Source organism: Myroides injenensis M09-0166 (genome assembly GCF_000246945.1).
Classification (GTDB): Bacteria; Bacteroidota; Bacteroidia; order Flavobacteriales; family Flavobacteriaceae; genus Flavobacterium; species Flavobacterium injenense.
This window is the reverse complement of sequence record NZ_BAEX01000101.1, coordinates 1-11,018: the sequence shown is the minus strand read 5'-3', so window position 1 is coordinate 11,018 and position 11,018 is coordinate 1. Positions and strand designations below refer to the sequence as shown.

Below are 11,018 nucleotides of genomic sequence, written 5' to 3'. Positions count from 1 at the left end.
TTTTTATTTATATCATAGCACATTTACTATGAGAATATTTTATTAACTGCGTTAATCGTATGATCTAAATCTTCATAAGTTAAAGCGTCCGTAATAAACCACGTTTCATAAGAAGAAGGGGCAATATAAACTCCTTCTACCAATAAACCATGGAAGAACTTTTTAAATGTATCATTATTACCATAGCCCGCTGTTTCAAAGTCTATCACTTCACGTTCATCAAAAAAGACAGAAATCATAGATCCTACTCTATTAATTGTAAATGGAATATTATGAGTAGAAAGCACTTTGCGCAATCCTTTTTCTAAATAAGCTGTTTTTTCCTCTAAGCGTTTAAATAAATCAAGATCCTTCTCTATTTCTTCAAGCATAGTAAGACCCGCTGCCATCGCAAGAGGATTTCCTGATAGTGTACCCGCTTGATAAACCGGTCCTACAGGTGCAAGATAATCCATTATCTCAGTTCTTGCTGCAAATGCCCCAACAGGTAACCCTCCACCTATTACTTTACCAAAAGTAACGATATCAGCATTAACATTAAATAACTCTTGTGCTCCACCCCTAGCTAAGCGAAATCCTGTCATTACCTCATCAAAAATAAGTAATGCTCCATATTCATCACATAGCTTTCTCAAACCTTCTAAAAAACCTTTCTTAGGAGGCACACATCCCATATTACCAGCTACTGGTTCTACAATAATTGCTGCTATTTCTCCTTTATTAGCTTCAAAGATTGCTTTAACACTCTCTAAGTTATTGTAATCTGCTAAAAGTGTATCTTTTGCTGTTCCTTGAGTAACACCTGGACTATTAGGTGATCCAAAAGTAACCGCGCCACTACCTGCTTGTATTAAAAAAGAATCTGAATGCCCATGATAACATCCTTTAAATTTTATTATCTTTTCTCTAGAAGTAAAACCTCTTGCCAATCGAATAGCACTCATACATGCTTCTGTTCCCGAATTTACAAAGCGTATCTTGTCAATATTAGGGACCATTGACACTGCTAATTCAGCAATTTTTGTTTCTATTTCTGTTGGCATACCAAAAGAAGTACCTAATTTCGCTTTTGCTATAACTGCATTCACTACAGGCTCATAAGCATGACCTAAAATCATAGGTCCCCATGAGTTAATATAATCTATTAGTTTATTTCCATCTTCATCGTATAAGTATGCCCCTTTAGCTTCTTTGACATAAATAGGTGTACCTCCCACAGATTTAAATGCTCTTACAGGCGAATTAACTCCTCCTGGAATTACTTTTTCAGCTTCAGCAAAAAGCTGACTACTTCTTTGATACAACATAATTACTTAATTTTTAAAATTTGTCCAATTGATAACGCCGTTCCAGACATATTGTTCAACTTTTGAACCTTTGCAACTGACGTATTATATTTTTTTGATATAGAATACAATGTATCTCCTTTTTTGACAACATGTGTATTTCTAGAATTGTTTGCAGTATTATTTTTCTTAGCTGGAGTATCGGTAATGATAACTTCTTCAACAACAGGCATACGATCTATCCCTAACTCTTTTAAAACTTCGATATCATACTTATTCAAAGAATAACGTTCAATCAAACTAATCAACTTATCTCCATATTTTGGATCAGTAGCATATCCTGCCTTTTTTAATCCATGAGCCCAACCTTTATAATCATCTCTTGGCAATTTAAACAAATCACCATATCTACTACGTGTCACTAAAAAAAGTGAATGATCTCTATATGATTCATCAGGGGAGTCATATTTTCTAAAACACTCATCAGGTGCATCATCTGTATGTCGTACAGATGGTCCTTCCCACTCGGTATGACATTTAATACCAAAATGATTATTAGCATTTCTGCTGAGAGTACCTTGTCCTGAACCAGATTCCAATACTCCTTGCGCAAGAGTTATACTTGCAGGAATACCATGAGTAGCCATATTATTCTTAGCTATTTCACTATAAGTGACGATATAATCTTTTATAATATCCTCTGTTACACGAACAGAAGAAGTTGCTTCCAGTACTTGACTATCTTTAGATGCAGAAGTTACTGCTCTGCTATTTTCAGCTTTTCGTTTATTCTCTTCAATCTTGCGAAGATCTGCTCTATATTTTTCTTTGGAAACAAGCTCCTTTTCTCGAATTTTGTTTCCTGTCAAGGTGCTCCTCTTAGAACCACAACTCACAAAAAATATTAAACATACTAAAAACAATAATTTCTTTACCATATACTATTTTACAATCTTTATGTTATCATTCCACCCTTGCAAGCCACCTGTATGAATTGCTAATATCTTAGTTCCTGCACTAAACTTTTTACTATTTATCATATCCATCACTCCGTACATCATTTTACCAGTATAGATAGGATCTAATAATACTCCCGTATTTTCTTTAAAACTAAATATAAATTCTAAAAGCTCATTATTATACTTACCATAGCCACCAAAATGATACTCTAACGATAGATCCCAATTATCTTTTAATGTATATTTTTTTATTTCATCATATAAAAAATCTCCTCTTAATGCAGGAAAGCCAATAACTCTCTGACCATCAAAAGAACTATTAATTATTCCAGCGATAGTTCCTCCAGTACCTACTGCTGTGCAAATATATTGATATACGGAGTCTTCACTTTTCAATATTTCCTCTGTTCCTTTAATCGCTTCATCATTCGTTCCACCTTCTGGAACCAAATAAAACTTGCCAAACTTTTCTTCCAACATTGCGAAAAAAGCCTCATCATTTTTATTGCGATATTGTGTACGAGTAACAAATTCGAGAGTCATCCCATCTTCAATAGCTTTCGATAGTGTTGGATTATCTTCAATCTTATTTATTAACTCTTCTCCTCTTATCACTCCAATACAATCAAAACCAAATATCCGACAAGCTGCAGCTGTTGCAGCAATATGATTAGAATAAGCTCCTCCAAATGTCAATATCTTATTATATCCTAACTCTTTCGCCTTACTAATATTGTATTTTAATTTTCTAAATTTATTACCTGATATTTCCCTATGTAATAAGTCTTCCCTCTTTATAAAAAGCTCAATACCATCTACTAAAGGCAATGGATACTTCACTACAGGAACTTTATCACTACTAAATAAATTAATTACACTATCCACACTGTCCAAACAAAATTAAATTCATTAAAGCTGCATATAAAACAGCAATTAATTTATATTAATATTCACAATATATTTGAATTGCAAAAGTAATGGTAAAATTAGAACTTTTATTCTTCTTTTTAGTAACTTACCACTCCATTAACTAACTTTTATTAATATATATAATTAAACTATAAACAATGACTTTTCAAGAACTTATAATTCAAGGAATCCCAAATAACTTACCACCTATAAAAGAATATGATTTATCTATCAATCATGCTCCTAAAAGGAAAGAAATATTAAGCGATGAAGAGAAAAAACTAGCATTGCGTAACGCATTGCGTTATTTCGATCCAAAACATCACAAAACCTTACTACCTGAGTTCAAAGAAGAATTAGAAAAATATGGTCGTATTTACATGTACAGATTTCGTCCTGATTATAAAATGTATGCTCGACCAATCGATGAGTATCCAGGTAAATCATTACAAGCAAAGGCTATAATGTTAATGATTCAGAATAATTTGGACTATGCTGTTGCTCAACATCCTCATGAATTAATAACGTATGGAGGAAATGGTGCAGTGTTTCAAAATTGGGCTCAGTATTTACTTACTATGAAGTACTTATCTGAGATGACTGATGAACAAACATTAGTGATGTATTCTGGACATCCTATGGGGTTATTCCCATCGCATAAAAATGCCCCACGAGTAGTTGTTACGAATGGTATGGTTATTCCTAATTATTCCAAACCTGATGACTGGGAAAAATTTAATGCGCTAGGTGTTTCACAATATGGACAAATGACTGCTGGAAGCTATATGTATATAGGTCCTCAAGGGATTGTTCACGGAACAACGATAACCGTTCTTAATGGAGGAAGAAAAATAGCTAAAAACGGAGAAGATTTAACTGGTAAGATATTTGTAACTTCAGGTTTAGGAGGAATGAGTGGAGCTCAACCAAAAGCTGGTAATATTGCTGGCTGCATTACAATCTGTGCCGAGGTTAATCCAAAAGCTGTAAAAACTAGACACTCTCAAGGGTGGGTAGATGAAGTAATAAAAGATATCGATGAATTAATTATTAGAGTAAAAAAAGCAAAAGAAAACAAAGAAATAGTTTCCATCGCTTATGAAGGAAACGTAGTTGATATTTGGGAAAAATTTGATAAAGAAAACCTATACATTGATTTAGGATCAGATCAAACATCTCTTCACAATCCATGGGCAGGTGGATATTATCCTGTTGGTTTAACATTTGAAGAAGCAAACCTTTTAATGGCTACTGAACCTGAAAAATTCAAACAATATGTTCAAGAATCATTAAGAAGACAGGCGGCAGCAATTAACAAACACACTGCAAAAGGAACTTATTTCTTTGACTATGGAAATGCTTTTCTATTAGAAGCTTCAAGAGCAGGTGCAGATGTAATGGCTAGTAACGGTATCGATTTTAAATATCCTAGCTACGTTCAAGACATTATGGGACCAATGTGTTTTGATTATGGATTTGGTCCTTTTAGATGGGTATGTACTTCTGGAAAGGCTGAGGACTTAGCTAAAACTGATCAGATTGCTTGTGAAGTTTTAGAAGAAATGATGAAAGATGCTCCTAAAGAGATACAACAGCAAATGTCCGACAACATTAAATGGATAAAAGGCGCACAAGAAAACAAACTTGTAGTAGGCTCTCAAGCTCGTATTCTTTATGCAGACGCAGAAGGAAGAACAAAAATAGCAAAGGCTTTCAATGATGCTATTACAAAAGGAGATATTGGACCAGTAGTATTAGGACGTGATCATCACGATGTTTCGGGAACAGATTCACCATATAGAGAAACTTCGAATATATATGATGGTTCTAAATTTACTGCAGATATGGCTATTCAAAATGTAATTGGAGATAGTTTTAGAGGGGCGACCTGGGTTTCAATCCATAATGGAGGTGGCGTAGGATGGGGAGAGGTTATCAATGGTGGCTTTGGCATGTTACTTGATGGAACTAAAGAAGCTCAACAACGATTACAATCAATGCTACATTGGGATGTTAACAATGGAATAGCAAGACGTAGCTGGGCACGTAATGAAGAAGCAATATTTGCTATTAAAAGAGCAATGGCTGCTGAACCACTTTTAAAAGTTACATTACCTAATTTAGTTGACGATTCATTATTATAAAGTATATTAACGAAACTAAAAATCTTATGAAAAAACTAGCATTATTACCCTTGCTTGCATTGATATTGTTTTCAACTGCTTGTAGTAGTGTGAAAGTAACTGCAGACTATGATAAGTCAGCAAATTTCACACAATATAAAACATATGCTTTCTTTAAAGATGGCATTGATAAGGTTCAATTAAATGACCTAGACAAGAAAAGAATTCTAACAGCTATTGATAATGAATTAACAGCGAAAGGATTTGTAAAAACAGACAACAATCCACAATTGCTGATTAATATTTTTACAAAAGCACAAGAACAAGTTAATATAACCAATAACACTAGTTATCCTTATGGTCCATGGGGATATTATGGATGGGGTTATGCTCCGTATTGGGGCACCAACTCTACTTCTGTAACAACTTCTCTTGAAGGGAAGTTATATATAGATTTAATCGATACGAATAAAAAAGCATTAATCTGGCAAGGAATAGGTACTGGATATTTAGATAAAGCGCCCACACCAGAAAAGAAAGAGGAAAGAATTCAAGAATTTATTACTAAAATATTAGAGAAGTTCCCTCCTCAGATTAAATAAAATAATTGTTTATCTATAAATATCTGATCAAAATAAAAAGAACATACTAACATTTATATGTTTATTTAATAGAACAAATTATAAATACAAAAGAGACTGTCTTTACTTGTGAGACAGTCTCTTTTTGTATATTAAAACTATTATTTTATTGCTAATATATAGCGTTAATATGAAAATAAGCGAATATTATCTTTTAAAACAATATTAAAAACTAGGGACTGTCTCAAAAAGACAGTCCCTACATTTTAAAATATTTGTAAAGAAAATAAATAGCAAGTATACTATTTATTTGTAATTTTTTTATTTTCTTTTTAAAGTTGATAAATCATTAACCTTATTATCAAATGCCTCTGCGCCTAAAGATTTTATACTTTTAGAATCACCATTAGCAGATAATTTAATTTCATAAAAACCTTGGAACTTATTATTATAATCCGCTAACAAAGCTTCTTTAGATAATTCATCATTCCCTTGTACAACGAACTTAGCATTACCGAAACCTTTACCATCAATTGCTGTTAAAACAGGTACTGAGAATTTAGTATCCTTATCAGCTTCAAATGCTACTCCATTAATTTTCCCTCCATAACTATCTAATAATATTTTATCAGCACCAACTTCCCAAGGGAAAACAATATCTTTACTATCAGCATTTTGTTCAACATAAAATACTAAATACGCACCATTTTCATAATATTCTGCTTTTACAGTACCATCAATCTCTACTGTAAAAGTATTTATTCTAAAAGGAATATAAGTTTTACCTTCAAACTCCATTGAATATACAACCCCTCCTGATGTAAAATAAAATAACGCAGCACCTTTTAAATCAATAGCATTATTTCCAACCATTACAAAATTTTCTGTTGGAACTACAGTAGGCTCTTCAACCTTTACAAGCACTTCTTTTGAATCTTTAAAACCTTCTTTAGATGCAACAAATTTAAACTCACCTGCTTTAGTTGCAGTCCAAGTAGCACCTTTAATTGCTTCTCCACCTACTATTCTAATAATTGGATCAGCTACAGCTGCAGTACCATCAGTCACAGTAAAAGTTACCGTACCCCCAACTTTAACACTAATATTATCAGCTTTTAAAGTTAATGTTTTCTCAACAGGATCAGTTCCACCATCTTTTTCACTCACTGTAATTGTAACTGGAGCACTAGTTTTAGCACCTTTCTTCTTTGCTACAACATTGTATTTCCCAGCTTTATCAAACTTATGAGGAGTATATATCTGAGTATCCTCAATAAATAACTCTGCTGATGTATCAGCTTTACCATCTAAAGTGATAGTAAATTTAACAGAATCTCCTTCTTTAATTTCGGTCTTATCAGCAGTAACAGCTAACTGACCTTCTTTTACTTCGTCACTAGAGTTATCATCACTACTACATGACACCCCTAAAGTTACAAGCCCACTCAAGGCTAAAAACATAAATAATTTCTTCATAATTATAAAAATTGTAATTGGTTAAATCACGAGCAAGATATAAAAATAAATTCTACAACAAAAGATTTTTGTTAAAATTAACTGAAAATAAATAATAAAATACAAATCCCACAAAAACAAATACCTAAATAAATTACAAATAAACCACATTAAATACCATATAAAACTAAATATTCGAGAAAATACTTAAAAAATAAATATCTGCTATTTAATTATTTCTTAAACTAATCTAAACATATATTATCATACTTGCTTATAAAACTATTATATATAGACAAGGTTTGAATAACAATTTTATTATATTTACTTCATAACAAAACATATAATAATTATGAAGTTTCAAGAATATGAAAGCAACGAACTAATTGACAGATTACCACAACACTTAAAACAATTTATTAAACCGCAAAGTTATCAAGACTATACTCCTATTAATCAGGCTGTATGGCGATATGTTATGCGTAAAAATGTAGATTATCTATCAAAAGTTGCACATGAATCATATCTTGAAGGTTTACAAAAAACTGGTATTTCTATTGAAAACATACCTAGTATGTATGGTATGAATAGAATTTTAAAAGAAATAGGCTGGGCAGCTGTAGCAGTTGATGGTTTTATTCCACCAAATGCTTTTATGGAATTTCAAGCTTATAAAGTACTAGTAATCGCTAGTGACATTAGACAACTTGAAAACATTGAGTACACACCTGCTCCAGATATCATACATGAAGGCGCAGGACATGCACCAATTATAGCTAACCCCGAATATGCTGAATACCTTAGACGTTTTGGCGAGATTGGCTGTAAAGCCATATCTTCGGGTAAAGATTATGAAATCTATGAAGCTATTAGATTATTATCTATACTAAAAGAAGCAGAAGGTGTCGATCCTAAAGAAATAGAAGAGGCAGAAAAACAAGTTGAATTATTACAGAACGACACAAGTGAACCATCTGAAATGTCACTAATCAGAAATTTACATTGGTGGACTGTTGAGTATGGATTAATAGGAACTTTAGATAACCCAAAAATATATGGAGCAGGGCTATTGTCTTCAATTGGTGAGAGTGCTTGGTGCATGACTGATAATGTAAAGAAAATTCCTTACTCAATTGAGGCTGCTAAACAAGAGTTTGATATTACTAAACCTCAACCTCAACTATTTGTTACTCCTGATTTTGCTTACTTAAGTGAAGTATTAGAGGAATTTGCAAATAAAATGGCAATTAGAAGAGGAGGCTTAACAGGAATTAAAAAACTGATAGATTCAAAAGCACTAGGAACTATTGAATTAAATACTGGTATACAGATTTCTGGTGTATTTACAAGAGTTATAGAAAACGAAGGAAAACCAGCCTATATTCAAACAACAGGGCAAACAGCTTTAGCATATAGAGAAAAAGAATTGGTAGGACATGGAACTGAAACTCATCCACATGGTTTCGGAACAGCATTAGGTCGTTTAAAAGGTATAAATCTTGCTATCGAAGATATGAGTCCTCGTGACTTAAAGGCTTATAATTTATATGAAAATAAACCAGTTACACTTGAATTTGAAGGAGGTATCACCGTTTCTGGAATTAATATTACAGGAATACGAAATATTCATGGTAAGATAATACTTATTAGTTTTAAAGACTGTACCGTAACTTACAACGACGAAATATTATTTAAACCAGAATGGGGAACCTATGATATGGCAGTAGGTGCAGAAGTAATTTCTGCCTTTTCTGGTCCCGCTGATTATAATAGTTTTGATTTAATCACTCACGTACCATCTAGTAAAACCATTAAACAAAAAAGAGATGAACAGAAATTAAAACTAGAAAAACTTTATAATAATGTTCGTGAAAAAAGAGAAACAAATAATGACGCAGATTTAAGTAATATTCTAAATACACTTATAAATGAGCACCCAAAAGATTGGTTATTAAGTATTGAAATACTAGAACTAGCCAAAAAAGAAAATAACATTAATCTATATGATAAAGCAATAAATCATTTACAAGACGTTCAAAAGGAAAGACCCGAAGTAGCTCATTTAATAAAAGATGGAATAGCTATTATAAATAATTCTTAGGACTCTTTATCGCAGAAAAATCAGTATCGGATTCAATTACATTACCATTGTACTGCAATTGCCATCCCATACTATTAGTTAATATCAAAATTTTAGAAAGTTCACTTATAAGGCGATTCTCTGCATTTGCCTTTAAAGTGGACTTCTCTATTTTATCTTCTATATCCTTTCTAATCTTTTTATTGATTTTATTATAATCATCTCCAACAAAAGGATTAAAAGTACTTTGTTCTACATCATAAATTTTATAATCTGGGTAAATATTCACTTCAGCTTCTGGAATTGACATTAATTGAATTACCTTGTTCTTCTCATCTATTTGATATTTCAATTGACTCATATCATATCCTATAGTAGCTTTCGCATTGACAATAACTACAGCTTTCTTATCAAATGAAATTAAATTCAAAAAGTACTTTTGCTGATCTTTATACGTCATTACTTGAGAAAAATTAGCTTCGGTAACAATTAGCTTACTTACATTCTTCAACTGCTCTTGAATAAAAGCAGTGTCATATTCCATTTCAGTATTACTTTTATTAACAAACAAACTATTGTATAATATTGCACCAGTAAACATAAAGAATACTACTATAAATAAACTAAAAATTACTCTCAATACTTTTCTCATAACTACCTAAAATTCATAAAAGGATATTTCTCTAACAAATAATCTATTTTCTCAACTAAGCTATCTAAAAAAGCTAAATGCTGTTCGGCAGTTGGATTAAAAGGACGATGATTTAATCCGTTTTGCACTTCTTTTACCTTCTGCATTGTCGGATACATATCCTGATGTATCCAGCATGCTACAAATCGTTCCCAGATATAATCAATAGCTAGTTCATTTGGATGTAACATATCTGCCTTATAAAAGCGATAATCACGCAACTCATCCATTATTATTTCATAAGAGGGAAAATATACCAATGCGTCATTAGCCAACGTATCAAGAGCATCATGTAAAGCAGTAAACAATAAAGATTTACTTCTTTGATTCTCCACTATACCATCTTTAAAATGCCTAACTGGAGAAATAGTTAGAATAATCTCAATCGAAGGATTAATCTTTCTCGCTAATTTAACAATATTAACGTAACTATTAAAAATTTCTGAATAACTTAATAGTCTTTTTCTGAAAGTACTTTGAGGTAATTTATGACAATTAGCAACTAACTCACTTGTCTCTAAATGTTCATATACCCAAGCAGTACCAAAAGTCAATAACAAAAAAGAGCTTTCTTTTAGAGCCATCTGTAAATCAAAAAGCTTGACATTTAATTTAGTTATAATATCCTCTTTTTCCAATTCATTCATATCAGAATGAGTCGCAAAACAGCTCCAAACTTCATTATGACAAAACACATCACTCTCAGTAAATTCATAGCCATCCACTGCATATTGCATTACACGCTCTATTGCCTTTTGGACTAAACAATATTCCAAATGGGTTAACTACATTTTGAAATTGATAATCTTTTAGTTTCTCACTAATGTTAACAGCAAAACAAGATCCTAAAGAAAGAATCTTATCATCATAGGTTATCGTCTTATTACTTTTTTAATAGGAACAACAGTACTAAACTTCATAATTACACTATTTA

Annotated in this window: 8 protein-coding genes and 1 pseudogene; 3 read left to right on the top strand and 6 right to left on the bottom strand. The window is 32.0% G+C overall.

Annotated elements, in window-relative coordinates; translation table 11 throughout:
* Nucleotides 1-26 precede the first annotated feature (26 nt).
* Genes hemL through RH98_RS13495 form a run of 3 tightly spaced genes read right to left on the bottom strand, consistent with a single transcriptional unit; the run spans nt 27 to nt 3,130 of the window.
* On the bottom strand, nt 27-1,307 hold the full coding sequence (gene hemL / locus RH98_RS13505) for a glutamate-1-semialdehyde 2,1-aminomutase (RefSeq protein ID WP_010255911.1): 1,281 nt from the start codon (nt 1,305-1,307) through the stop codon (nt 27-29).
* A gap of 2 nt (nt 1,308-1,309) precedes the next feature.
* On the bottom strand, nt 1,310-2,224 hold the full coding sequence (locus tag RH98_RS13500; protein WP_010255908.1) for a glucosaminidase domain-containing protein: 915 nt from the start codon (nt 2,222-2,224) through the stop codon (nt 1,310-1,312).
* 3 nt (nt 2,225-2,227) lie between these two features.
* Nucleotides 2,228-3,130: a 1-aminocyclopropane-1-carboxylate deaminase/D-cysteine desulfhydrase gene (locus RH98_RS13495; RefSeq protein ID WP_010255905.1), complete on the bottom strand. Its 903-nt coding sequence runs from the start codon at nt 3,128-3,130 to the stop codon at nt 2,228-2,230.
* Nucleotides 3,131-3,312: 182 nt separating this feature from the next.
* Between RH98_RS13495 and hutU the strand changes: the two genes are divergently transcribed.
* Both hutU and RH98_RS13485 read left to right on the top strand, forming a co-directional pair.
* On the top strand, nt 3,313-5,298 hold the full coding sequence (hutU, locus tag RH98_RS13490; RefSeq protein WP_010255903.1) for a urocanate hydratase: 1,986 nt from the start codon (nt 3,313-3,315) through the stop codon (nt 5,296-5,298).
* Nucleotides 5,299-5,324: 26 nt separating this feature from the next.
* Entirely contained in the window at nt 5,325-5,879 is a 555-nt protein-coding gene (locus RH98_RS13485; RefSeq protein ID WP_010255900.1) for a DUF4136 domain-containing protein, read from the top strand.
* Nucleotides 5,880-6,179: 300 nt separating this feature from the next.
* On the opposite strand, the gene RH98_RS13480 is transcribed toward RH98_RS13485, so the two are convergent.
* Complete coding sequence (locus RH98_RS13480) at nt 6,180-7,334, bottom strand: hypothetical protein (protein WP_010255897.1); 1,155 nt, start codon at nt 7,332-7,334, stop codon at nt 6,180-6,182.
* 331 nt (nt 7,335-7,665) lie between these two features.
* Here RH98_RS13480 and RH98_RS13475 point away from each other — a divergent pair, with 331 nt between their 5' ends.
* On the top strand, nt 7,666-9,414 hold the full coding sequence (locus RH98_RS13475; protein ID WP_010255894.1) for an aromatic amino acid hydroxylase: 1,749 nt from the start codon (nt 7,666-7,668) through the stop codon (nt 9,412-9,414).
* Here RH98_RS13475 and RH98_RS13470 read toward each other — a convergent pair.
* Both RH98_RS13470 and RH98_RS13465 read right to left on the bottom strand, forming a co-directional pair.
* Nucleotides 9,398-10,045, bottom strand: a complete 648-nt coding sequence (locus RH98_RS13470; RefSeq protein ID WP_010255891.1) for a DUF4230 domain-containing protein — start codon at nt 10,043-10,045, stop codon at nt 9,398-9,400. The genes RH98_RS13475 and RH98_RS13470 overlap by 17 nt on opposite strands.
* 2 nt (nt 10,046-10,047) lie before the next feature.
* Nucleotides 10,048-11,004 (bottom strand): annotated as a pseudogene (locus RH98_RS13465) (GSCFA domain-containing protein).
* Nucleotides 11,005-11,018: the final 14 nt, after the last annotated feature.

Bases quoted from the DNA above. Each gene is read 5' to 3' on its own strand.
- hutU (WP_010255903.1), top strand. From the start codon at position 3,313: ATGACTTTTCAAGAACTTATAATTCAAGGAATCCCAAATAACTTACCA.
- RH98_RS13475 (WP_010255894.1), top strand. From the start codon at position 7,666: ATGAAGTTTCAAGAATATGAAAGCAACGAACTAATTGACAGATTACCA.
- RH98_RS13470 (WP_010255891.1), bottom strand. From the start codon at position 10,045: ATGAGAAAAGTATTGAGAGTAATTTTTAGTTTATTTATAGTAGTATTC.
- RH98_RS13480 (WP_010255897.1), bottom strand. From the start codon at position 7,334: ATGAAGAAATTATTTATGTTTTTAGCCTTGAGTGGGCTTGTAACTTTA.
- hemL (WP_010255911.1), bottom strand. From the start codon at position 1,307: ATGTTGTATCAAAGAAGTAGTCAGCTTTTTGCTGAAGCTGAAAAAGTA.
- RH98_RS13485 (WP_010255900.1), top strand. From the start codon at position 5,325: ATGAAAAAACTAGCATTATTACCCTTGCTTGCATTGATATTGTTTTCA.
- RH98_RS13500 (WP_010255908.1), bottom strand. From the start codon at position 2,224: ATGGTAAAGAAATTATTGTTTTTAGTATGTTTAATATTTTTTGTGAGT.